Below are 22,769 nucleotides of genomic sequence, written 5' to 3'. Positions count from 1 at the left end.
CCCCCCCCCCCCCCCCCCCCCCCCCCCCCCCCCCCCCCCCCCCCCCCCCCCGGCCGCCGGCGGCGGCCCCCCCCCCCCCCCCCCCCCCCGACGATGGATACGCCGCGATCGCCGGCAAATATGCGGCGCAGCCGGCGCATCTGGCGAAATTGCGCGCGGATTTGCTGGTCCGGATCGCGGCCTCGCCCGCCGGCAATGTCGAGACCTACACGCGGGAGCTCGAAGCGGGCTACCGCCAGTTCTGGCGCGACTATTGTGCTGCGGCGTCGGAAGGCGGCGAGGGCGCCTGACTCGGCCTGCCAGACGAACGCCCCAAATTGCGAAGGTCAAGTTAGTCCTCCGGAAACCATGCGCCGGTGCGCGACCGGGCCGGTTCATGGCTCCGAAAGCTATTTCTGGGCATATGGCGCCAAAAAGGGTGCGCCAATGCTTGGTTTCGTCTTCGGCTTGAACGCCCGGCTCGGGCGATTGCATTTCTTCCTCGCCACGGTCGCGCTTGCGATCGTGATGACGGCAATCTGCTTTGCGATCGCAACGGCCGTGCTGCGCAACACCTCGCCCGGCGCGATCCGGCCTGAAGATCTCACCAGGAGCTGGGCGATGATCGCCGCGATCATCTTCTTCGGGGTTGCCACCTTCACGCTGCAATCGATGCGCATCCGCGACATCGGTTGGGATCCGGTCTGCGTGGTGCCTGCCTGGTTCGCGCTCGTGATCGTCGACCATGTCGTCGCGGGCCGGTTTCCGGCCTGGGCGATCGGGCAGGAGCACCAGGCGACGGCGGTCGGCGCGCTGGTCAACCTCGGGCTGATGCTCGCGCTCATGTTCTGGCCGAGCGGCGATAGCGAAGGCTCCTACGGCGCTCCCCTGCCGCCGCGCACGCGCGCGATCAAGCCTTCGCTATCGAACGAGCGCCTCGGGCGGGTGTCGCAGGGATCGTCCCGACCGACCTGGGGCTAGACGAACGGCAGCTTGATGTTGCTGCGCTTCTCCAGCCATTCCGGTACGGGAAGGCTCTTGGCGCGCATGAAGTCCGCATTGAACAGCTTCGACTGGTAACGGCTGCCGGAATCGCAGAGCACGGTGACGATCGTCTTGCCGGGCCCGAGCTGTTTTGCGAGACGCATCGCGCCGGCGACGTTGACGCCGGTCGAGCCGCCGAGGCAGAGGCCTTCGTGCTGGAGGAGTTCGTAGATTACAGTCACTGCTTCGGCATCGGGGATGAGATAGGCGTCGTCGACCTTTGCGCTCTCCACGATTGCGGTCGCCCGGTTGAGGCCGATGCCCTCGGTGATCGAGCCGCCCGGCGTCGCCTTGGCGTCGCCCGTTCTGAAATATTCATACATGCCGGCACCGTGCGGGTCGGCGCAGGCGATCCTGACGTCCTTGCTCTTCTCTTTCAGGAAGCGGCTGGTGCCGGCCAGCGTGCCGCCGCTGCCGACGGAGCAGACGAAACCGTCGATCTTGCCGCCGGTCTGCTCCCAGATCTCGGGACCTGTGGACTCGTAATGCGCCTTCGCATTGTCGAGGTTGTTCCACTGGTCGGCGAACAGCACGCCGTTGGGCTCCGTCTTGCGCAGCTCGTCGGCAAGGCGGCGCCCGACATGCTGGTAGTTGTTCGGATTGGAATAGGGCAGTGCCGGTGATTCCAGCAGCTCGGCGCCGCACAGCTTCAGAAAATCCTTCTTCTCCTGGCTCTGCGTCTCCGGGATCAGGATCAGCGTGCGGTAACCGCGCGCGCTGGCCACGACCGCGAGGCCGATGCCGGTATTGCCGGCGGTCGATTCCACCACAAGACCGCCGGGCTTGAGCTCGCCGCGCTTCTCGGCCTCCAGGATCATCCATTTGCCGGCGCGATCCTTCACCGACTGGCCGGGATTCATGAATTCGGCCTTGCCCAGGATGGTGCAGCCGGTCAGTTCGGAGGCGCGCTTGAGCTTGATCAGCGGGGTGTTGCCGATGGCTTCGACAACGTCTTTTTTGATGGTCATATCAGGGGAAATCACTGGCAAAGGGGTTGATCAGGTTGGCCAGAACCTAGTGCTTGGGCGGTCAAAGGGGAAGGCTTTTGCGCTGCGGCGAAAATGCCCGCAAGCAGTGAAAATTGGAAGGAGAGATCGCCGCTGCTGCTGCTGTGCTACGTCGCGGGATATCGGTAGGAGGATGTGGCCGGCCTCCGCCAAAACATGGAAGGTAAGCGTCGTCGAGAGGCGTCGCCGTCGAAGAGTGCCGATGGTACGCGAGAGGCGGTCAACAATATCGGCGCGATGAACGCCTATTCGTTTCGGATACTGGACAACCTCGCGAGAGTGGCCGGGCCCGGTTTCGAGACCGGACTGAAGCCGCGTCGCGAGCGGTGCAGGCGGATTGAAGGGGATTGGCGTCGGTGTGGCGGCAATATCACATGAAATCTTGGTAAGCTCGAGCGCACTCAGGAACGGCCCTGAAATTCAAGAACCGCCTGCAGGACAGCATCCTTTTGTATTTTCTTCGTTCTAAAATAGTCGTGCTTTGGCGGGCATCTCGCAAGTGCGGGACTGTCCCGCAGTTGCGCGCCCGGCTAGTATGGGCGACAGGTTCCGCAGAAAGCATCACCTCCGTGAACGAGTTGTCCAAAGCCCCCCGACTGTGCCGCCGCGAATCGGTTACTCCGGCTGCGCCGTGGCGGCTCGATCTGCCCGGCGGGGGGTCTGTGTGACACAGGATGTTCCTGCGATCGCCGTGCGGCGGTCTCCAGGCGCCGCGTCCCGGACGCGACGTGCGGCGCGCTGGCTTGCGGTCGCTTGCCTCGCGGCCGGTTCGGGCGCTTGCGTATTGACGCAGGATCTTCCGGATCCCGCGCTCGACGTTCCCACGCAATACAAATACGCCGGGAAGGGCGATGCGCCGCCCTCGCTGGATTGGTGGCGCAGCTTCCGCTCCGCAGAGCTGACGCAGCTGATGGAAGAGGCGCAGACCGTCAATCTCGACATTGCCGCCGCCGTTTCGCGCATCGTCCAAGCCGACGCCCAGGCCCGGCAGGCGGGTGCGGCGCTGCTGCCGAGCCTTTCCGGCACCGGGCAGGAGGCCTATTCGCGCACCTCCGGCTCCTCCGCCTCGGGGCTCACCAATGGCGGCCGTGAGGTCGTCAACTACCAGGCTTCGCTAAGCGCGAGCTACCAGCTCGATTTCTGGGGTCAGAACCGGGACGCACTCCAGACCGCGGAAGAAACGGCGCATGCCAACCGTTTCGATCGCGACGTCGTTGCGCTGACGACGCTTGCGGGTGTGGCTAACGCCTATTTCCAGGTGCTGGCCTCGCAGGATCGCATCAGGACCTCACAGCGCAACATCGCGAGCGCGCAGCGCATCCTTGATGCCGTCAGGGAACGGCGCAAAGCCGGCACCGGTACCGACCTCGACGTCGCCCAGCAGGAGAGCGTGCTCGCAAACCAGAAGGCACTGGTGCCGCCGCTGCGCCAGACGCTCGACCAGAACGTCAATGCGCTTGCGGTTTTGGTGTCGCGGCCGCCGGAGAGCGTGCGCGTGCTCGGCGGCTCGCTGAACCGGATCGCGATTCCCCGCGTGACGCCGGGACTGCCGTCGGAGCTCCTGACGCAGCGGCCCGACATCCGCAGGCAGGAGGCCCAGCTCGCCTCCGCGACAGCGAACGTCGGCAATGCCCGCGCGCAGTTCTTTCCGACCATCCAGCTCACCGGCAATGGCGGCTATCAGAGCTCGGCCCTGGTCTCGCTGTTCCAGCCGCATGCGGCGTTCTTCCAGCTCGTCGGCAGCGCGACGCAGCCGATCTTCGACGGTGGCAAGATCCTCGGCAATTTCGAATTTGCCAAGGCGCGGCAGGACGAATTGCTGCAGACTTACCGCAAGACCATCATCCAGTCCTTTGCCGATGTCGACAACGCGCTGTTCTCGATCAAGCAGACCACGATCAGGCTGCAATTGCAGCGTGACGTCCTCAACGCCTCCCGCCGCGCCTTCGATCTCTCCGAGCAGCAGTTGCGCGCGGGCACCGCCGACATCGTCACCGTGCTCAATACGCAACTAACCCTGTTCCAGGCGGAAGACGCGCTGTCGCAGGCGCAACTTGCCCGCCTTCTTGCTATCGTCAGCCTGTATCAGGCGCTCGGCGGCGGCTGGGAGCCGAGGATGGAGAAACCGGTCAATGCTCTTTAAGCCGGATATCAAGCAAGGCGCGGATGAGGGGACGGCGAAGACGTCGCGCGGGCGCGGCTTCCTCATGACCCTGATCACGCTCGCGATCCTCGGCGGGCTCGGCTATTACGGCTGGACCACCTGGCACCAGCAGCCGCAGCAGGCGAACGGCCGCAATCAACGGCCGGATCTGCCGGTGCCGGTGCTGGCGGCGACGCCCCGCGTCCAGGACGTTCCCGTCTATCTCGACGGCGTCGGTGCGATCCGCGCGCTCAATACCGTGACCGTCCGCTCGCAGGTCGACGGTAAGCTGATCGCGGTCAATTTCACCGAGGGACAAGACGTCAAGAAGGGCGACGTGGTCGGCGAGATCGACCCCGCGCTGTACCAGGCGACGTACGATCAGGCCGTCGCCAAAAAGGCGCAGGACCAGGCCCAGCTCGCCAACCAGCGCATCGACCTCACGCGCTACGAGCAGCTCGCGGCGTCCAACGCCGGATCCAAGCAGCAGGCCGACACCCAGCGCGCGCTGGTCGCGCAGACCGAGGCGCTGGTCAAGGCCGACCAGGCGGCGATCGACAATGCGGCGGCGACGCTGAGCTACACCAAGATCGTGGCGCCGATCTCGGGCCGCGCCGGCCTGCGCCAGGTCGACCAGGGCAACATCATCCATGCCTCCGACACCACTGGCCTCGTGGTGATCACGCAATTGCAGCCGATCGCGGTGTGGTTCAGCCTGCCGCAGCAGCAGATCATGCGGGTCAACGCCGCGGCGTCGAAGGGCCCACTCGCGGTCGATGTGTTCGGCAATGACGGCCTCACCGTGATCGACACCGGCAAGCTCACCGGCATCGACAACCAAGTCGACCAGACCACCGGCACGCTCAGGCTCAAGGCCGAATTCCCCAACGCCAACTACCAGCTCTGGCCCGGCCAGTTCGTCAATGTCCGCCTCAAGGTCGAGACCTTGACGCAGGCGCTGGTGGTGCCGACGTCGGCGGTGCAGCGCGGCCCGATCGGCACCTTCAGCTATGTCATCGGCGAGGATAACGTGGTCGCGGCCAAGCCCGTGACGGTGACGCAGCAGAACGAGCATGACGCCGTGATCGCCAGCGGCCTGTCGGCGACCGACAAGGTCGTCACGACGGGGTTTGCCAATTTATCCGACGGCTCCAAGGTCGTCATCGGCCGCGACGACCAGACCCCGTCGGCCGATCTCGCGCCGCGCAAGCGCTCGCGCGGGCCGGATGGTCAGAAGAAGAATGGCGCAAAAGACGGCCAGAAGGACGGACAAGATAAGGACGGCGAGTTCCGCGCCAAACGCAAGAGCAGCGAAGGCGACCAGAAGGGCCAGACCGGACCGGCACCAGGGCCTCCGTCAAGTCCGGGCGCATCGGGAAGTGGAGCCAGGCAGCCATGATCCCGACGACAGCCGCCTGAGCGGCAGGCGCATCCCATGGGCGTCTCCGAACCCTTCATCCGACGGCCGATCGCGACCTCGTTGCTCGGCATCGCGCTTCTGATCGGCGGGCTGCTGGGCTATTTCGCGCTGCCGGTCTCGGCACTGCCGCAGGTCGATTTCCCGACCGTGCAGGTGACGACGCAATTGCCCGGCGCGAGCCCCGACGTGATCGCTTCACTGATCACCGCGCCGCTGGAGCGGCAACTCGGCCAGATCCCGTCGCTGTCGGCGATGAACTCGACCAGCTCGTTCGGCGTCAGCCAGATCTCGCTCCAGTTCGATCTCAATCGCGACATCGACGGCGCCACCCAGGATGTCCAGGCCGCGATCAATGCGGCGGCCGGCGTGCTGCCGAAGACGCTGCCTTATCCGCCGACCTACGCCAAGGTGAACCCGGCCGATGCGCCGGTGATGACTTTGGCGCTACGCTCCGACACGATTTCGTTGCGGGCGATGAGCGACATCGCCGACACGCTTCTCGCGCAGCGGCTGAGCCAGATTTCCGGCGTCGGTCGCGTCTCGGTGCTCGGCGGGTTGAAGCCGGCCGTCCGCATTCAGGCGGATCTGGCGCGGTTAGCAGCCTATGGCATCGCGATGGAGGATCTGCGCACTGCGATTGCCAATGCCAACGTCTCGGGGCCGAAAGGCTCGCTCGACGGCGCGCAGCAATCCTACATCATCGCCGCCAACGACCAGATCGCCGCCGCCGACGCCTACAAGCCTGTTATCATCGCCTACCGCAACGGCTCTCCCGTCACCATCGCCGACGTCGCGCAGATTGTCGACGGCCTCGAGAACGATCGCACCGGCGGCTGGTACCAGGGCTCGCCGGCCGTCATCATCGACATCCAGCGTCAGCCCGGCGCCAATGTGATCGACGTCGTCAGCCAGATCCGCGCCGAGATCCCGAAGGTCCAGCGCGCTATTCCGGCCGGCGTGAACCTCACCATCGTCTCGGACCGCACCGTCACCATCCGCGCCTCGGTCCGCGACGTGCAGTTCACGCTGATCCTGAGCGTCGTGCTGGTGACGCTGGTGGTGCTGCTGTTCCTGCGTTCGCTCCGCGCCACGCTGATCGCCGGGGTGGCGCTACCGCTGTCGCTGATCACCAGCTTCGGCATCATGTATTTCGCCGGATTCAGCCTCGACAATCTATCGCTGATGGCGCTCACCATCGGCACCGGCTTCGTCGTCGACGACGCCATCGTGATGATCGAGAACATCGTCCGCCACATGGAAAACGGCGACAGCGCGATGGAGGCGTCGCTCAAGGGCGCCAGCGAGATCGGCTTCACCGTGATCTCCCTGACGGTCTCGCTGATTGCGGTGTTCATCCCGTTGTTGTTCATGTCGGGCCTCGTCGGCCGCATGTTCCGCGAATTCGCGCTGACGCTGACGATCGCGGTCGTGACCTCGGCCGTGGTGTCGCTGACGCTGACGCCGATGATGTGCTCGCGCCTGCTGAAGCATGCCCATGAAGAGCTGGCCGTGCCGGGTCTTGCCGCGGTCAGCCGCTTCATCGACCGCACCGTCGGGTTCTATCACCGCACGCTGCTCTGGGTGCTGGAGCGCCAGCGCGCGACGCTGGTCGTGACCTTCGCCACGCTGATCGCGACCCTGGCGCTCTATGTCGTCGCGCCGAAGGGCTTCCTGCCGCTGCAGGACACCGCCTCGATCACGGCGGTGACCGAAGCCGGTCCGGACGTGTCGTTCGCGGAGATGCAGAAGCGGCAGGCCGCCGCGGCCGACGCCATCAAGGCCGACCCTGACGTGACCGGCGTGGTCTCGGTGATCGGGGCAGGGTCGGTCAATCCGACCACCAATGTCGGCCGGCTTGTCATGACGCTGAAACCTCGCGGCGAGCGGCGCGACGATGTCAGCGTCGTCATCACCCGGCTGAAGGAGAGGGTGTCGGCCATCCCCGGCATGACCGTCTACTTCCAGCCGGTGCAGGACGTGCAGATCTCGACCCAGTCGAGCCGCTCGCAATACCAGTACACGCTGACCGGCACCGACGCTGCCCTGGTGTCGGAATGGGCGCGCAAGCTGGTTGCGGAGATGCGGCGCGATCCGCTGTTCCGCGACGTCTCCTCGGAGGCGCAGGAAGGCGGTCTGCGGGCGCAGCTCACGGTCGACCGCACCCGCGCCGGCCAGCTCGGCGTCAGCCTCCAGGGCATCACCGACACGCTCAACGATGCGTTTGCGCAGCGCCAGATATCGACGATCTACGGCCAGGCCAACCAGTACCGCGTGGTGCTGGAAGCGCTGCCGATGTACCAGCGCGATCCCTCGATCCTGTCGAAGCTTTATCTGCCGGGCGCGGCGAGCGCGACCGCCGGCGCGCCCAGCGCACAGGTGCCGCTCTCCGCCGTGGCGACGCTGACCCGCACCACCGCGCCGCTCGCGATTTCGCATCAGGCGCAATTCCCGTCGATCTCGCTCAGCTTCAACCTCGCGCCGGGCGCGGCGCTTGGCGATGCCGTCGAAGCCGTGAAGACCATCGAGACCCGGATCGAGATGCCCAACAGCATCGTCGGCGTCTATGCCGGCGATGCTGCCGAATTCGCCAAGGCACTCGCCGGCCAGCCCTGGCTGCTGCTCGCCGCGGTGATCACGATCTATATCGTGCTCGGCGTGCTCTACGAGAGCTACATCCATCCGATCACGATCCTCTCGACCCTGCCGTCGGCCGGCGTCGGCGCGATCCTGGCGCTGATCCTCTGCGGGCAGGACCTCTCGGTGATCGGGCTGATCGGCATCATCCTGTTGATGGGCATCGTCAAGAAGAACGCGATCATGATGATCGACTTCGCGCTCGAGGCCGAGCGCGGGCAGGGGATGTCGCCCAACGAAGCCATCGTGCAGGCTTGTCTGCTGCGCTTCCGTCCGATCATGATGACGACGCTGGCCGCCCTGTTCGGCGCGCTGCCGCTGGCGATCGAGAGCGGCACCGGCGCCGAGCTGCGCTTTCCGCTCGGCATCTCCATCATCGGCGGCCTGCTGCTCAGCCAACTGCTCACGCTCTACACCACGCCGGTGATCTACCTGGCGCTCGACCGCATCAACCGCCGCCTCGAGCAGGCGCTGCCGCCGGCCGAACCCGGCGGGCCGCCGGTCGCGGGCGCGACCGAGGGGATGCAGTGATGGCATCGGTCTCGGAGCCCTTCATCCGCCGCCCGGTCGCGACCACGCTGCTGTCGATCGGGTTGTTCCTGCTGGGCATCGTGGCCTACGAGTTCCTCCCCGTCGCCTCGGTCCCGAACGTCGATTTCCCCGCCATCTTCGTTTCTGCCAGTCGTCCCGGCGCCGACCCGTCCGTGATGGCCGCGACGGTCGCCTCGCCATTGGAACGTCGGCTCGGCGAGATTGCGGGCATCAACCAGATCACCTCGACCTCTTCGCTCGGCACGACCAACATCCAGCTCCAGTTCGACATCGGCCGCAACATCGACAAGGCCGCGCGCGACGTGCAGGCGGCGATCAACGCGTCCCTGGTCGACCTGCCCAGCGATTTGCCGACGCTGCCGCGCTTCCGCAAGGCCAATACCGCGGGCGCGCCCGTCTTCGTTCTGGCGCTGACCTCGAAGACGCTGTCGGCCAGCGCGATCTACGACGTCGCCGATACCGTGCTGGCGCAGCGCATCTCGCAGGTCCCCGGCGTCGGCAACGTGGCGATCAGCGGCGCCGACCAGCCTGCGGTGCGCATTCAGCTCAATCCGGTGGCGCTGTCGAATGCCGGCATTGCCACCGATGACGTCAGGACTGCGATCATCAACGCCAACCCGCTTGGCCCCGTCGGCATTTTCAATGGCGAGCGCCAGAGCGAAACGCTGTCGCTCAACAGGCAGATGCGGACGGCGAAAGAGTTCCGAGACATCGTCATCAAGAGCTCGAACGGCAATTTCGTCCGGCTGGCCGACGTCGCCGACATTGAGGACTCCGTCCGTAACGCCCGTTCCATTGCCTGGTTCAACAAGCAGCCGGCGGTGCTGATCCAGATCACCAAGCAGGGCGACGCCAATGTCATCGACACAGTCGACCGGGTGAAGGCGCTGATCCCCGCGCTGAAGCAATGGATTCCGGCCGGCGTGGATGTGTCCACCCTGGTCGATCGGACCAGCACGATCCGCGCCAGCGTACTGGACATGCAATGGACATTGCTGGCGACCGCCATCCTCGTGATGGTCGTCGTGTTCGTGTTCCTAAGGCGGATCACGCCGACGATCGCGGCCGGAATCTCGGTGCCGCTGGCGCTGGCCGGGACCTGCGCCGGCATGTGGGTCGCGGGCTTCTCGATCGACAATCTGTCGCTGATGGCGCTGGCGATCTCCGTCGGCTTCGTGGTCGACGACGCCATCGTCATGATCGAGAACATGTACCGCAATCTCGAGCACGGCATGCGGCCGCTCCAGGCGGCATTGGACGGCGCCCGGCAGATCGGCTTCACAGTGGTATCGATCAGCCTGTCGCTGATCGCGGCCTTCACGCCGCTGATCTTCATGGACGGCATCGTCGGCCGGCTGCTGCGCGAGTTCTCGCTGACGCTGACCTTCGCGATCCTGGTCTCGACCCTGGTGTCGCTCACGGTCACGCCGATGATCTGCGCCCATTATATTCGGCAGACCACGTCCGGCACGGCGACCCTGTTCGACCGGATCATTGAGGGCTCGCTGTCGCGCATCGTCGCGTTCTACACGCGCACCTTGCGCACCGTGCTGGAATATCCGCTGCTGACGCTGCTGGTGTTCTTCGCCACCATTGCGTTGACGGTGACGCTCTATATCAAGGTGCCCAAGGGCTATTTCCCGACCGACGATTCCGGCTTCGTCATCGGGGCGACGCGCGCCTCGGCCGACATCTCGTTCCAGTCCATGCTCAGCCTGCAGCAGCGGCTCGCCGACATCGTGATGCAGGATCCGGCCGTGGCTGGCATCGGCTCCACCGTCGGCAGCGGCGGCGGGCCGGGTGGCGCGACCTCCAATCGCGGCACCATGTTCATCAGCCTGAAGCCGCCGGAGGAGCGCGATCACGTCTCGACCCAGGTGGTGATCGACCGTCTCAGGCGGGCCCTGTTCCCGGTTCCCGGCATCCGGCTCTTCATGTTCGCCGCCCAGGACGTGCGCGCCGGCGGACGGCAGAGCGATTCCGACTACCAGTACACACTGACCAGCACCGACCTTGGCCTGTTGCAGAAGTGGGCCCCGATCGTTGCCAAGCGCATGGAAAGTGTCGAGGGCATCACCGATGTGTCCAGCGACCGCGATCCCGGCGGGCTTCAACTGACCTTGTCGATCGACCGCCAGAAGGCCTCGGCGCTCGGCGTCCGGGTCCAGGACATCGACAACGCGTTGAACAACGCGTTCTCGCAGCGGCAGATCTCGATCATCTACACCCAGCGCAACCAGTACATGACCGTGCTGGAGATCGATCCGAAATTCCAGGTCGACCCCTCCAACCTCGATCGCATCTATGTCGCCGCAGCGGGCGACGCGCAGGTGCCGCTGTCGGCCGTGGTACATGCGACGCGCGGGCTCGCCGCGCTCGCGGTCTATCATTCGCAGTCGTTCCCATCGACCACGGTGTCGTTCAACCTGTTGCCGGACGTGCAGATCCAGGCCGCAACGCAGAACATCCAGCGTGCGGTCGAGGAGCTTCACATGCCGGAGGGCATCCGCGGCAGTTTTGATGGCAATGCCGGCGATTTCGCCAGGACCAGCGGCCGCCAGCCGCTCCTGATCCTCGGCGCGCTGGTGGCGATGTATATCGTGCTCGGCGTGCTCTATGAGAGTCTTGCTCATCCGCTCACGATCATCTCGACGCTGCCCTCGGCCGGACTCGGCGCATTGCTGGCCCTGCAGATCACCAACACGCCGCTGACGGTGATCGCCTTCGTCGGGATCATTCTCTTGATCGGCATCGTCAAGAAGAACGGCATCATGATGGTGGATTTCGCGCTCGATGCCGAGCGCCAGCGCGGCCTGTCTTCAGCCGAGGCGATCTTCGAGGCCTGCCAGGCGCGCTTCCGGCCGATCCTGATGACGACCATGGCGGCATTGTTCGCCGGCATTCCGCTGGTGATCGCGACCGGGCCCGGCACGGAGCTGCGCCGTCCGCTCGGCATCACCATCATCGGCGGGCTGTTCGTCTCGCAGATCCTGACGCTCTACACCACGCCCGTGATCTACCTGCTGATCGACCGCCTGCGTCGCCGCTCTGAGCCGCGCCCGCTGGCTGCGCCGGCGGAATAGGCGGGTTGTTGAACCGCCGTGCAGAGCGTATAGCGGCGACCATGTCGAACCCCACCGCCGCCGCGCCGGCCGATCCGATCCCCGAATGCCCGCACTGTCAGAAGCCGATGCCGCTGTGCATCTGCGACAGCGTCACGCCCATCAAGAACCGGCTCTCGCTCCTGATCCTTCAGCATCCGCAGGAGCAGGACAGGGCGCTCGGCACCGCCCGGCTGCTTGCGAAGCATTTCGCCGGTGCCACGCTGCGGGTCGGCTTATCCTGGCCGAGCCTGTCCAAGGCTCTGGGGCAACCGATTGAGAACGCCTCGCACTGGGCCGTGCTCTATCTCGGCTCGGCGCATGCCACCGATCTCGAGGCCGAGGGCGAAATCCTGGCGCTCAACCGCAAGGGCGATGTCGCGGACAACCAGCGCGCGCGCCTCGGCAAGCTCGAAGGTGTGGTGCTGCTCGACGGCACATGGAGTCAGGCCAAGGCCCTGTGGTGGCGTAACCCCTGGATGCTGAAATGCCAGCGCGCAATCCTCAACCCGGCCGCGCCATCGCGCTACGGGCGGCTGCGCAAGGAGCCTCGGAAGGACGGACTATCGACCATCGAGGCCGCAGCGACGATCCTCTCCACTCTGGAGAAGCGCCCGGACATCGCCGAGACGCTGAATGCCAGTTTCGAACGGATGTTAACCCGCTACCGCGAGGTCCAGGTCGAGATGCCCGAACTGGCGCCAAAGCCGCCGGTGAAGGACCGCCGGCGCGGTGTCCGACGCGGCAAGCGGGCCTGACTCCGACCCCGATCATCCGTACGGGCGATTGTCCCGCGAGAGGCGGGCGGAGGCAGCGATCCCGTACATCGCGACCGATGAGATTCTCGTCCGATATCTCGGCGGCAGGAAGGCGTAGCTGCCCGGTCGGGGTTGCCTAAACCCGTGATCCCCTATATTGCTCCGCCCTCGTTGGGGCCACGTGGCGGAGTGGTTACGCGCCGGTCTGCAAAACCGTTTACTCGGGTTCGAGTCCCGACGTGGCCTCCATCACAAGCTCCTGATATCTCAGCAATATTCGATCGCATCGCGGCTGCCATCGGCCCGCGCGGGCAATACGCGCTGTCCGTGCACACCGGGTTTGCCCGGGGCCCGGCGGAAACCCGCCATTCAGCCCGCTGGCATAGTCTTCGCATCTGCGAAGTGATGCATCCCAACGATCGAGCGCTGGAGAGCACGTGAGCGAAATCGTCCGATTTGTCCCGAAATCCGAGCTGGAGCGGGCCCGCCTCATTCGCGAGGCCCGCGCGATCTATGACAGCATCTTTCCGCCGGCCGCACCCGGCCAGGCGCCACAGGATGGCGGTGAGCGCGTCAAGACCTGATCGCGGGGCACGCCGAATCTCGCGGCGTGGGGCCCATAGCAAAACGCCCGCGGAACGCGGGCGCATCGGCTCACGGTGAGATTGGCTTCAGCAGGCCGCGTACCAGCCGTCCGGGAACGGCAGCAGGGGCCAGGCGCCCTCGTTGTCATTGGCGGCCTTGGGCTTCGCGGAGGCGTTGGGCTTCGCGTAATAGGTCCACGAGCGCGACACGAAATCCTCCCCCGACACGAACGCCAGATCTTCATGGACCATGGCGTCCTGGACGGCATCCAGCAGCAAGTTGAATTCGGCTTCGCTCATCACACCCTCCGGACCGCGGATGGCGCAATGTCGCAAAGCCGGTTTGTTTCCCGGTTGAGCCGATCGTTCGCATTTTAACGATCCGCCAATCGGGTCCCGATTGGTTAGCGAGTCATGAAAATCCCGTTGGGGATATTAGGTTCCTGCCGGGTGCCTGCAGTGTGAAGGAGGTCACATCTTCCGCTGTTTAATTCTCCTACCCCGTCGCTTACCGGCCAATACGGGCCGGGCGGGCAGGGCAGAACGGGAGACTGGTCATGAAGGCGAGGTTCTTGCGGTTTGCGGGTGTGAAAAGCCGGGCGCGTCGCGCCTCGACGGTCGGGCTGTTCCTGACGCTGTTTGCCTCCGCCGCCCATGCGCAGCAGGGCACGCCCGAGCAGCGCCGGGCCTGCACCGCCGACGTCTACCGGCTCTGTGCCGGCGAAATCCCCAACGTTCGCGCCATCACAGCCTGCCTGCGCCGTAACAGGCCAAGCTTGAGTGAGGCTTGCCGCACCGTGTTCGATCAGGCCGGCGGCTGACATACCGGCCCTGTGGGTTTGTGCGCAGCAAGTGGCTCACGCGGGCTCGCGAATCCGGCATAGTCGGCCTGTGGATATATCTGTGGGTATGCTGCGGACAGGCTGTGGACGGCAGTGATGTGCTTCGGATGTCGGCCGCAGATCTGTCCTTCGATCGTCATATCTCTGTCAAACGACCATACCGAATGATTCCCTGATCGTGCAGATTGCGGCGTCACGCAAGATCATATGGTTTCCCCGAATTCGGAATTGCGCGCTGCGGCGTCCGCATTCACGAATAGTTTTTGGGCAGCCGCCTGCCCAAATGGCGGGCTCCTTCCATCCAATTTTTTGTACGCCTGCGGACAAGCTTTCCGGTTCGCTCTCCTCCTAGGCTCGCTTCCGAGATCTGGAACATGGCCACTGCCATGACAATTCGAAGGAGCTGGAGATGGAGAGACCGGTATTGCCCCAGGCGCGGGGGAACGCGCGTGCATCGCTGTCTTGGCGCAAGGCCGCGCTCGGCGCCGCGGTCAGTTTCGGCACGCTGGCAGCCGCGCCCCTGAGCGCGCAGGCTGCGGCGCCTGCGGCCTGCGCCGCGCTCCAGGACAAATATCCGGACTGGAAGGGCAAGACCCTCGTCAACGCCATCAACCCGCACACGCCGGGCTACGAGACCATCGATCCGAAGGATCCGAGCAAATATATCGGCTTCGACATCGATCTCGGTGAAGCCATCGGCGAATGCCTCGGCTTCAAGCTAACCTACAAGCCGGTGACGTTCGCGGCGCTCCTGACCACGCTCGCCGCGGGACAAGCCGACATCGTGATTTCCGACATCTACGCCACCAAGGAGCGCGCCAAAGCCGCCGACTTCATCACCTATTCGAAAGTGTTCGACGGCGTGCTGGTGGCCAAAGGCAACCCCAAGGGCATCAACGGCATCAACATGTCGATGTGCGGCGCCGCTGCCGCCGAGAACACCGGCTATGTCGAGGTGCCCCTGATTCAGGCCCTGATGCCGGAGTGCAAGAAGGCCGGCAAGCCCGAGCCGACCGTCCAGCTCTACGACAACAACGCCAACTGCATCCAGGCGATCCTCGCCGGCCGCGCCGACACCTATGTCAACGACGTCAACACCGTCGACAGCGCGGTCAAGGCCTATCCGGACAAGCTGGAGAAGGCGACCGCGGTGACGATCCCGTATTCGGTCGGCATCGCCGTCCCGAAGGACAAGCCGAAATTCCGCGACGCCGTGCTCGCAGCCCTGATCGAGGTGCAGAAGGCCGGCACGCATATGGAGCTTCTGAAGAAGCATGGGCTCGACGTGAACAACTTCAAGGAGCCTGACATTCTGACGGCCGACTGATGTCGCTGTTCCTCCATTACCTGAGCATGCCGTATCTGCTCGAGGGCATCGAGCTCACCCTCGAGGTGACTGCCCTCGGGCTCGGCGGCGGATTGATCCTTGGATTGATCCTCGCCGGCATGCAGCTCTCCCGCTTCTGGCTGCTGGCGGCGATCGCCAGGGCCTACACCGTGATCTTCCGCGGCACGCCGCTGATCCTGCAAATGGTGTTCGCCTACGACGCGCTGCCGCATATCGGTATCAAGCTGCCGGCGGTGCTGGCCGCCGGGCTTGCGCTGGCCTGCAACGAGGCGCCGTTCATCGCCGAGATGCTGCGCGCCGGTGTGCTCGGCGTCGATCGCGGGCAGGTAACGGCCGGCCAGGCGCTCGGCATGACGCCGCGGATCCTGATGTGGCGGGTGATCGCGCCGCAGGCGATCAGGACCATGATCCCGGCCTTCGGCAACGAGGCCGTGAGTGCGCTGAAGAATTCGTCGCTCGCCTCCGTGGTCGCGGTCCAGGAGCTGACCTTGCGCTCGACCCAGCTTGCGTCCTCGACCTTCGACTTCTTCTCGATCTTCTTCGCCTCGGGCTTGCTGTATCTGGTGCTGACCTTTGCCATCAGCATCATCCAGCTCTTCGTCGAATGGTTGCTCGATCTCGACCGCGCCAAGGGTCGCCAGCGCAAGCTCGCCGATTATCTGCCCTGGCGCCGCGTCGATCTCGCCACCAAGCTCGAACTTGCCGAGGCCACGGCGCACGAGCCTGAACCCGTGCAGGCGCAGCCTGCCGACACGCCGCCGCTGGCGTTGACCCGCGAGGAACGCACGCGGCGTGCGGCGACGATTTCGCGCAACAACATCGCGGTCGAGACCAGGGACCTCAGCAAGAGCTACGGCGCGCAAAAGGTGCTCGGCGGCCTCGATCTCACCGTGCGCGTCGGCGAGGTCGTCGCGCTGCTCGGCCCCAGCGGCTCCGGCAAGAGCACGCTGCTCCGCTGCATCAATCATCTCGAAAGCTGGGACGGAGGCACCGTGCGCGTCGGCGGCCGGCGCCTCGGTTTTGACGACGACGGCAAGCTGCTGCCGCCACGCGCGATCGCCAATGAGCGGGCAAGCGTGGGCGTCGGCATGGTGTTCCAGCAATTCAATCTGTTCGCCCATCTCTCGGCGAAGGAAAACATCGCGGGGCCCTTGCGCTGGGTGCACGGCATGACCCGCATCGACGCCGATCGCCGCGCCGCCGAGCTGCTCGAACGGGTCGGGCTGTTGCATCGCGCCGATGCGTTGCCGCGGCATCTCTCCGGTGGCCAGCAGCAGCGCGTCGCCATCGCGCGGGCGCTGGCACCGAACCCCAGCGTGCTGCTCCTGGACGAGCCGACCTCGGCGCTCGATCCCGAGCTCGTCAGCGAGGTGCTGGAGGTGATCCGGCGGCTCGCCATCGACGACGGCCTCACCATGATCATCTCGACGCATCAGATCCGCTTCGCCGACGAGGTCGCCGACCGTGTCGCGTTCCTGAGCGGCGGCACGATCATCGAGGAGGGGCCTGCGCACGAGGTGCTCTCCAACCCCCGCAATCCGCTGACCGCGCGTTTCCTCAGCGTGATGGAAGCCGACAAGACTCCGGAGGCGGTGCGATGAGAGCCGCAACCACAACGTTCAAGACCGCGTTTCCAGAAGAGGCCACCTCATGAAGCATGTCACGCTGCCGGTTTCGCCGAAGACCGTCCACTGGGGCTATTTCTCCAAGAAGGTCGCGCCGGCCCTGACGCTGCGCTCGGGCGATCGCGCCACCATCGAGACCCTGACCCACCACGCCAACGACGATTACGAGCGCATGATCCAGGGCGATCCCGGCGCCGAGAGCGTGTTCCAGTGGACGCGCGAGCACAAGGCAGTCGCGCGGCGCGGCTCCGGTCCTGTCGAGGGCCCCTTCATTCGCGGCGCAGGCGAGGGGATCGGCGTGCATCTCCTCACTGGTCCAGTGGCGATCGAAGGCGCCGAGCCCGGCGACATCCTCGAAGTGCGCATCCTCGATATCAGGCCGCGGCCGAGCTGCAGCGCCTGTCATGCCGGGCGCTGCTTCGGCTCCAACGTCGCCGCCAACTGGGGCTTTCACTATCACGATCTGATCGAGGAGCCGAAGCCGCGCGAGGTCGTCACCATCTTCGAGCTCGACACGTCAGGCGAGCCCTGCGCGAAGGCGGTCTACAACTACGTCTGGACGCCGCAGACCGATCCTGACGGCATCGTGCATCCTACCATCGATTATCCCGGCGTGCGCGTCGATCACGCCACCATCAAGAAGCGCGAGAACATCCTCGCCAGCGTCAAGGTGCCGGCACGGCTGCATTTCGGCACCATGGGGCTCGCACCGTCGGAGGCCGATTTCGTCAGCTCGATCCCGCCGAGCTATACCGGCGGCAACATCGACGACTGGCGCATCGGCAAGGGCGCGCGGATGTTCTATCCGGTCGCGGTCCCCGGCGCCTTTTTCTCGGTCGGCGATCCCCACGCCGCGCAAGGCGACAGCGAGCTTGGCGGCACCGCGATCGAAACCTCGCTGACCGGCGATTTCGAGTTCGTCCTGCACAAGAAGGCCGATCTCGCCGGCACCAGCCTCGAAGGTCTCGACCATCCAATGCTGGAGACCGATCAGGCCTGGTCGTTCTACGGCTTCACCTATCCGAACTACCTAGCCGCGCTCGGCGCCGACGCACAAACCGAGATTGCCAATCACTCGAGCCTCGACCGTGCGATGCGGGACGCGTTCCGCAAGCTCAGGAGGTTCCTGATGACCGTGCACGGTTTGAGCGAGGACGAGGCGATCTCGCTGCTGTCGGTCGGCGCCGATTTCGGCGTCACCCAGGTGGTCGATGCCAATTGGGGCGTCCACGGCACGATCCGCAAGAACATCTTCCGGTGCGACTGATGGGCCGTAGCCCGGATGGAGCGAAGCGCAATCCGGGTTTGTCACAGCGAACTCAAAAGGCCCCGGATTACGCTTCGCCCCATCCAGCCTACACATCGTGCTCGACGTTGACATCCCGCTCCAACACTTTGAAGAACAGATCGTTTCCAGGATGAGGACGTGACCAAAGACCGTCATTTACGGCCCGTCGCTGCGACGGATGACCGCGTGCGTCTGGCACAGAGGTTGCTTCGATCCACTGCAATCTGGGTCGATCCGATGAGCTTCCGTCCCTTCACCAGCGAGTCCTACGCGCAAGACGACCGCCCCGAAGCCTGGCGGGACGTGCTGGCAGCGGTCGGCCTGCAGCCGGCGGCAGGCCATTCCTTCCTGGATGGGCACGCAACGGCGTCACATCGCCACGCCGCAGGCGTTGCGCTGACGCGCATGGCGGCCGGCGCCCAGACCATCGGTCCGCGTTCGCAGGCCAACGAAGACCTGCCGATAGCGCTGATGCCGGTCGAAGACGGCATGGTGCTCAAGAGCGCCGGCGGCCATCGCATCGTTCCGGTGGGCCATCTCGTGCTGCTGCCGCGGAGCGGGGACTGGAGCATCGTGTTCCAGCGCGACATGCGCGCCATCGTGCTGTCGGTGACGTCGGAGGCGCTGCACGGCCGCCTCTCGGGCAGGCCGCGGCTGGGCCGACCCAGGGTCGTTCCGCCCAGCGGCTTTGCCGACGTCTTCGCGCGCTTGCTGGACGCGACCGCGCGCACGCTCGACACGCTGAGCGATGCCGAATGGAATACGGTCACGCAGTCGCTCGTCGATCTTCTGCTGACGCTCGCCCATCAATTGGCGGCTTCGACGTCGGACGCCGGATCGAGCGCGACGCAGTCGGCACTCCTGCACCGGATCTGCCAGACCATCGAACGCCGCCTCGACGATCCCGAACTGGTGCCGGCGCGCGTCGCGCAGGCCGAAGGAATCTCCGAGCGTTATCTGCAAAAGCTGTTCGAGACGGTCGGCGACAACTTTACTCACTACGTGCGCGAGCGGCGGCTGCAGCGCGCCTGGGCCGATCTGTCCAATCCGTCCGAGGCGCATCGTTCGATCTCGGAGATCTCCTATGCCTATGGTTTTGGTGATTCCGCGCATTTCAGCCGCGCCTTCCGCCATCGCTTCGGGCTGCCGCCGCGCGAGTTTCGTCAGCAGGAAGCGGAGCGGGCGACGACGCAGCACGGGACAATTGGTCAGCGCGGCTGGCCACAGGATGCGCTGGCGCAGCTTCGCGTCCACCAGGCGAGCGCCGAGGCGCGCGGCAATCTCGCCCGCACCGACATCGATGAGCCGAGAACGGCCGAACGCAAGCATCATCATCTTCCGATCGAAGCCAACCGTGTTCATTGGGGATATTTCAGTCGAGCGTTACAGCCGCAGATGGAGATCAATTCGGGCGATACCATCACGATCGAAACGCTGACGCAGCATGCCTCCGACGATCCAGAGCTGATGATCGCGGGCGATGCGGCCGCCGAAAGCGTATTCGGCTGGACCAAGGCGAGGAAGAACGTTGATCGCCGTGGCGCAGGCCCGATGGATGCCAGCATATTCGGGCGCGGCGCCGGCGAAGGCTTTGGCGTCCACATCTGTACGGGGCCCGTGGCGGTGAAGGACGCCCAGCCCGGCGACGTGCTGGAAGTGCGGATCCTCGACATCGTGCCGCGCGCAAGTCGTCATCCGAAACATTCAGGGCGCGTGTTCGGCTCCTCGGTTGCGGCCTGGTGGGGCTATCATTACGACGAATTTCTTTCAGGGCCGAAGCCGCGCGAGGTCGTGACGATCTACGAAATCTTCGACGACACCGACGCGCCGCATGCCCGCGCGCTGTATTCCTACCGTTGGGAGCCGCAGACCGACCCGTTTGGCGTGGTGCACGCCACTTATGACTATCCCGGCGTTCCGGTCTTGCCCGGCACGGTGAAGCGCCGCCACGCCGTGCTCGACGGCGTCCGCATTCCCTTGCGCCCGCATTTCGGCGTGATCGCGGTGGCGCCGCGCGAGGTCGATTTCATCGACTCCGTGCCGCCGTCCTATTTCGGCGGCAATCTCGACAATTGGCGCTTGGGGAAGGGGGCGACCGTCTATCTTCCGGTCTCCGTTCCCGGCGCATTGCTGTCGGTCGGCGATCCCCATGCCACGCAAGGTGACGGCGAATTGAGCGGCACCGCGATCGAATGCTCGATGACCGGAACGTTCGAGGTGATCCTGCACAAGAAGGCCGACCTTGCCGGTCAACCCTTCGCCGATCTGTCTTATCCCCTGATCGAGACCGAGTCCGACTGGGTCCTGACCGGATTCAGCCATCCCAACTACCTCGCCGAGTTCGGCGCTCAGGGCCAGAGCGAGGTCTACGCAAAGTCCTCGCTCGATCTCGCCATGAAAGACGCGTTTCGCAAGATGCGACGCTTCCTGATGAACGTGAAGGGGCTGAGCGAGGACGAGGCGATCGCGCTGATGTCGGCCGCCGTCGATTTCGGCGTCACGCAGGTGGTCGACGGCAATTGGGGCGTGCACGCGATCATCAGCAAGCGCCTGTTTCAAACCTTCCCTTAAGAGACGCGCCGGTACAAGGAACCCCAGTGAAATTCCACATGATCAGCGGCGGACCGAAGCCGGTCGCACCCTTCAGCCACGCGGTGGAGACCGACGGTTTTGTCTTCGTCACCGGCCAGATGCCGGACACGCCGCAAACACCGGGCGTGTTGCCCGACGGCATCGTCGCGCAGACGAGGGCGGTGATGGAGAATTTGAAGGTGGTCCTGGCGGGCGTCGAACTCGGTCTCGAACACGTCGTGATGACACGCATCTATCTCACGCGTTTCAAGGAAGACTACACCGAGATGAACGAGACTTATCGCGGGTTCTTTCCGCCGGACCGCCTGCCGGCCCGCACCTGCGTCGGTGTCACCGGACTGGCTTACAACGCACTGATCGAGATCGATCTGGTGTGCCGGAGGCCGTGAGTTCGGCTTTTCGTAGCCTGGATGAGCGAAGCGATATCCGGAATCGCCGCTCGCACGAATCCCGGATGTCGCTTCGCTCATCGGGGCTACAATCCCTCGCGTTCCCCGTCGGGCAAAACATCCAAACGGCAGGTCAATCCGCTCGGGCAAAAATATTCGCCTTTACAGAAATTCGGCTTTAGCGTATTCATCCCGCCACCTCATCCCGGTCAGAGGGGCGTATCGCGATCGTCACGAACGTGGGATGGGCTGCGGTGGACGCTGGTCACATCGGCGCGAAGGGTGTCGCAGGGCGGGAAACCGTGAGCGAAGACGTCGCGCACACGACCGATGCTGACAGCGTACGGCAAAACCGTGTCGTCCTGACGCCCGGGGTCTGTGCGTCAAGTCTTGTGGTGATGTGGGCTGCCCGACCGGGCAGGCGCATCAGCCATCCGCAAGGCGACGGGGGCAATAGTGCATCGCTCCCCGGGGAGAACTCGGCATAAGCCGTCAAACCACTGCGCAGGGAAGGCCGTGTGTTGGGCTTCACCTGTATGCCGCTGTGCAGCCTCTTGTAGCGCAACCTTCGCACAGTGGACCGTGGGTGCCAGCCGGCACCCGGCCTTCCCTGCGCCCTCTGACGAGGAGGGTGTACGAGACGAAGCAAAGCTCGGGCGAGATGCGTCGCGAGGGTGTGAAGCTGTGCCTGCAACGAAAATCACATTCCGCACTGTGCCGGCGCCGGAGACAACAAGACGCCGATCTATGAATGTCGGTTCATTGCTGCGGAGAATTCGAATCGGTAAGAAGTCGTTCGTTGCGCGTCTCGCGTCGTGCAACGAGGCGGAGGCGGATCGATCGTGTCTTGAACCTTTCGATTGCGCCTCCGACGAATCCTTCGAGGCAACGCCATTGGTTGCCGCGGCGCCTGCGCCGATCGACGTCAGGCACCGAAAGCCCGTTTCGATCGGGGGAATTTCATATGAAGTATTTTCTGTCTGCACTGATCGCGGTCGGTCTATCGATTGCCGCCGCGCCGTCGTTCGCGGCTGACGCCCGCAACGTCACTGTCGTCAACGAGACCGGCTATGCCATCAAATTCCTGGGCTTCAACGCCCCGGACGATGGCATGGACGAATGGGACAACGAGCTGGACAAGGTTTTGCAGAACCAGGCGAGCACCTATGTCGAGTTCGACGATGACGACGAAGGATGCGTCTGGAACGTCCGCGTCGACTGGCAGAACTATGACGAGACCGTGCTCTGGAAGAACGTCAACCTCTGCAAGTTCACCGCGCTTCGGCTGCGCTACGATTCCGGCACCAAGACCACTTCGTTCGTCGCCGAGTAACTTGACCTGAGGCCGGGCGGAGGAGGGGCCGCGTGCCCTTCCTCCCCGCAATGTGCCAGATAGCGAATTCGTCCTTTGCAAGCGCAAGCGGCTTTGTTATACGCAGCCGCGCGCGAACGACGGGTTCGCC

At 65.0% G+C, this 22,769-nt stretch carries 16 protein-coding genes, 1 tRNA gene and 1 pseudogene; 16 read left to right on the top strand and 2 right to left on the bottom strand.

From position 1 onward, the window contains the following. Positions 1-89 precede the first annotated feature (89 nt). Together AC0L3C_RS01280 and AC0L3C_RS01275 are read left to right on the top strand one after the other, a co-directional pair. A pseudogene (locus AC0L3C_RS01280) lies at positions 90-290 on the top strand (hypothetical protein); the annotation flags it as partial. 136 nt (positions 291-426) lie between these two features. Continuing rightward, the gene (locus tag AC0L3C_RS01275) at positions 427-960 is read left to right on the top strand and encodes a DUF805 domain-containing protein (protein WP_473278121.1); all 534 of its coding nucleotides are present in this window, start codon (positions 427-429) and stop codon (positions 958-960) included. Here the strand turns inward: AC0L3C_RS01275 and AC0L3C_RS01270 are convergent. After that, a complete protein-coding gene (locus AC0L3C_RS01270) occupies positions 957-1,991 on the bottom strand; it encodes a cysteine synthase A (protein WP_473406949.1) in 1,035 nt (344 codons plus the stop codon). The two genes, AC0L3C_RS01275 and AC0L3C_RS01270, sit on opposite strands and share 4 nt — an antisense overlap. 730 nt (positions 1,992-2,721) lie before the next feature. Here AC0L3C_RS01270 and AC0L3C_RS01265 point away from each other — a divergent pair. The 7 genes from AC0L3C_RS01265 (at position 2,722) to AC0L3C_RS01235 (ending at position 13,222) form a co-directional block, all read left to right on the top strand. Beyond that, positions 2,722-4,173, top strand: coding sequence for an efflux transporter outer membrane subunit (locus AC0L3C_RS01265; protein WP_473278137.1), 1,452 nt, complete (start codon positions 2,722-2,724; stop codon positions 4,171-4,173). After that, on the top strand, positions 4,163-5,572 hold the full coding sequence (locus AC0L3C_RS01260) for an efflux RND transporter periplasmic adaptor subunit (RefSeq protein WP_473406948.1): 1,410 nt from the start codon (positions 4,163-4,165) through the stop codon (positions 5,570-5,572). The genes AC0L3C_RS01265 and AC0L3C_RS01260 overlap by 11 nt, the downstream gene beginning before the upstream one ends. Before the next feature lie 36 nt (positions 5,573-5,608). Further along, on the top strand, positions 5,609-8,758 hold the full coding sequence (locus AC0L3C_RS01255) for an efflux RND transporter permease subunit (protein ID WP_473406947.1): 3,150 nt from the start codon (positions 5,609-5,611) through the stop codon (positions 8,756-8,758). Further along, complete coding sequence (locus AC0L3C_RS01250; protein WP_473278125.1) at positions 8,758-11,862, top strand: efflux RND transporter permease subunit; 3,105 nt, start codon at positions 8,758-8,760, stop codon at positions 11,860-11,862. Before AC0L3C_RS01255 ends, AC0L3C_RS01250 begins: the two co-directional genes overlap by 1 nt. A 41-nt stretch (positions 11,863-11,903) precedes the next feature. Next, a complete protein-coding gene (locus tag AC0L3C_RS01245; RefSeq protein ID WP_473406946.1) occupies positions 11,904-12,638 on the top strand; it encodes a tRNA-uridine aminocarboxypropyltransferase in 735 nt (244 codons plus the stop codon). A gap of 175 nt (positions 12,639-12,813) precedes the next feature. Beyond that, positions 12,814-12,887 (top strand) — tRNA-Cys (locus tag AC0L3C_RS01240). Positions 12,888-13,075: 188 nt separating this feature from the next. After that, positions 13,076-13,222 (top strand): hypothetical protein, encoded by a 147-nt coding sequence (locus AC0L3C_RS01235; RefSeq protein ID WP_473261343.1) that lies wholly within the window; start codon positions 13,076-13,078, stop codon positions 13,220-13,222. Positions 13,223-13,309: 87 nt separating this feature from the next. On the opposite strand, the gene AC0L3C_RS01230 is transcribed toward AC0L3C_RS01235, so the two are convergent. Beyond that, positions 13,310-13,522, bottom strand: a complete 213-nt coding sequence (locus AC0L3C_RS01230) for a hypothetical protein (RefSeq protein WP_473406945.1) — start codon at positions 13,520-13,522, stop codon at positions 13,310-13,312. 257 nt (positions 13,523-13,779) lie between these two features. On the opposite strand from AC0L3C_RS01230, the gene AC0L3C_RS01225 reads away from it, so the two are divergent. The 7 genes from AC0L3C_RS01225 (at position 13,780) to AC0L3C_RS01195 (ending at position 22,639) form a co-directional block, all read left to right on the top strand. Then, positions 13,780-14,043: a hypothetical protein gene (locus AC0L3C_RS01225; protein ID WP_473261339.1), complete on the top strand. Its 264-nt coding sequence runs from the start codon at positions 13,780-13,782 to the stop codon at positions 14,041-14,043. A 430-nt stretch (positions 14,044-14,473) separates the two neighbouring features. After that, the gene (locus tag AC0L3C_RS01220; protein WP_473261336.1) at positions 14,474-15,391 is read left to right on the top strand and encodes an ABC transporter substrate-binding protein; all 918 of its coding nucleotides are present in this window, start codon (positions 14,474-14,476) and stop codon (positions 15,389-15,391) included. Then, positions 15,391-17,013 (top strand): amino acid ABC transporter permease/ATP-binding protein, encoded by a 1,623-nt coding sequence (locus AC0L3C_RS01215; protein WP_473406944.1) that lies wholly within the window; start codon positions 15,391-15,393, stop codon positions 17,011-17,013. The genes AC0L3C_RS01220 and AC0L3C_RS01215 overlap by 1 nt, the downstream gene beginning before the upstream one ends. A gap of 49 nt (positions 17,014-17,062) precedes the next feature. Then, positions 17,063-18,304, top strand: coding sequence for an acetamidase/formamidase family protein (locus tag AC0L3C_RS01210; RefSeq protein WP_473406943.1), 1,242 nt, complete (start codon positions 17,063-17,065; stop codon positions 18,302-18,304). Positions 18,305-18,562: 258 nt separating this feature from the next. Next, positions 18,563-20,896 carry an acetamidase/formamidase family protein gene (locus tag AC0L3C_RS01205; RefSeq protein WP_473407100.1) on the top strand — a complete coding sequence of 778 codons (2,334 nt, stop codon included), beginning with the start codon at positions 18,563-18,565 and terminating at the stop codon, positions 20,894-20,896. 26 nt (positions 20,897-20,922) lie between these two features. Then, positions 20,923-21,306, top strand: a complete 384-nt coding sequence (locus tag AC0L3C_RS01200) for a RidA family protein (RefSeq protein ID WP_473406942.1) — start codon at positions 20,923-20,925, stop codon at positions 21,304-21,306. Positions 21,307-22,270: 964 nt separating this feature from the next. Continuing rightward, positions 22,271-22,639, top strand: coding sequence for a hypothetical protein (locus AC0L3C_RS01195; protein ID WP_473261327.1), 369 nt, complete (start codon positions 22,271-22,273; stop codon positions 22,637-22,639). The last annotated feature ends 130 nt before the right edge of the window (positions 22,640-22,769 follow it).

The sequence above is a fragment of the Bradyrhizobium sp. WSM4872 genome, assembly GCF_055811715.1.
Note: the sequence above shows the minus strand (reverse complement) of the source record. Positions and strands in the feature narration are given on the sequence as shown.

Bases quoted from the DNA above. Each gene is read 5' to 3' on its own strand.
- AC0L3C_RS01275 (WP_473278121.1), top strand. From the start codon at position 427: ATGCTTGGTTTCGTCTTCGGCTTGAACGCCCGGCTCGGGCGATTGCAT.
- AC0L3C_RS01270 (WP_473406949.1), bottom strand. From the start codon at position 1,991: ATGACCATCAAAAAAGACGTTGTCGAAGCCATCGGCAACACCCCGCTG.
- AC0L3C_RS01260 (WP_473406948.1), top strand. From the start codon at position 4,163: ATGCTCTTTAAGCCGGATATCAAGCAAGGCGCGGATGAGGGGACGGCG.
- AC0L3C_RS01255 (WP_473406947.1), top strand. From the start codon at position 5,609: ATGGGCGTCTCCGAACCCTTCATCCGACGGCCGATCGCGACCTCGTTG.
- AC0L3C_RS01250 (WP_473278125.1), top strand. From the start codon at position 8,758: ATGGCATCGGTCTCGGAGCCCTTCATCCGCCGCCCGGTCGCGACCACG.
- AC0L3C_RS01245 (WP_473406946.1), top strand. From the start codon at position 11,904: ATGTCGAACCCCACCGCCGCCGCGCCGGCCGATCCGATCCCCGAATGC.
- AC0L3C_RS01230 (WP_473406945.1), bottom strand. From the start codon at position 13,522: ATGAGCGAAGCCGAATTCAACTTGCTGCTGGATGCCGTCCAGGACGCC.
- AC0L3C_RS01225 (WP_473261339.1), top strand. From the start codon at position 13,780: ATGAAGGCGAGGTTCTTGCGGTTTGCGGGTGTGAAAAGCCGGGCGCGT.
- AC0L3C_RS01220 (WP_473261336.1), top strand. From the start codon at position 14,474: ATGGAGAGACCGGTATTGCCCCAGGCGCGGGGGAACGCGCGTGCATCG.
- AC0L3C_RS01215 (WP_473406944.1), top strand. From the start codon at position 15,391: ATGTCGCTGTTCCTCCATTACCTGAGCATGCCGTATCTGCTCGAGGGC.
- AC0L3C_RS01210 (WP_473406943.1), top strand. From the start codon at position 17,063: ATGAAGCATGTCACGCTGCCGGTTTCGCCGAAGACCGTCCACTGGGGC.
- AC0L3C_RS01205 (WP_473407100.1), top strand. From the start codon at position 18,563: ATGAGCTTCCGTCCCTTCACCAGCGAGTCCTACGCGCAAGACGACCGC.
- AC0L3C_RS01195 (WP_473261327.1), top strand. From the start codon at position 22,271: ATGAAGTATTTTCTGTCTGCACTGATCGCGGTCGGTCTATCGATTGCC.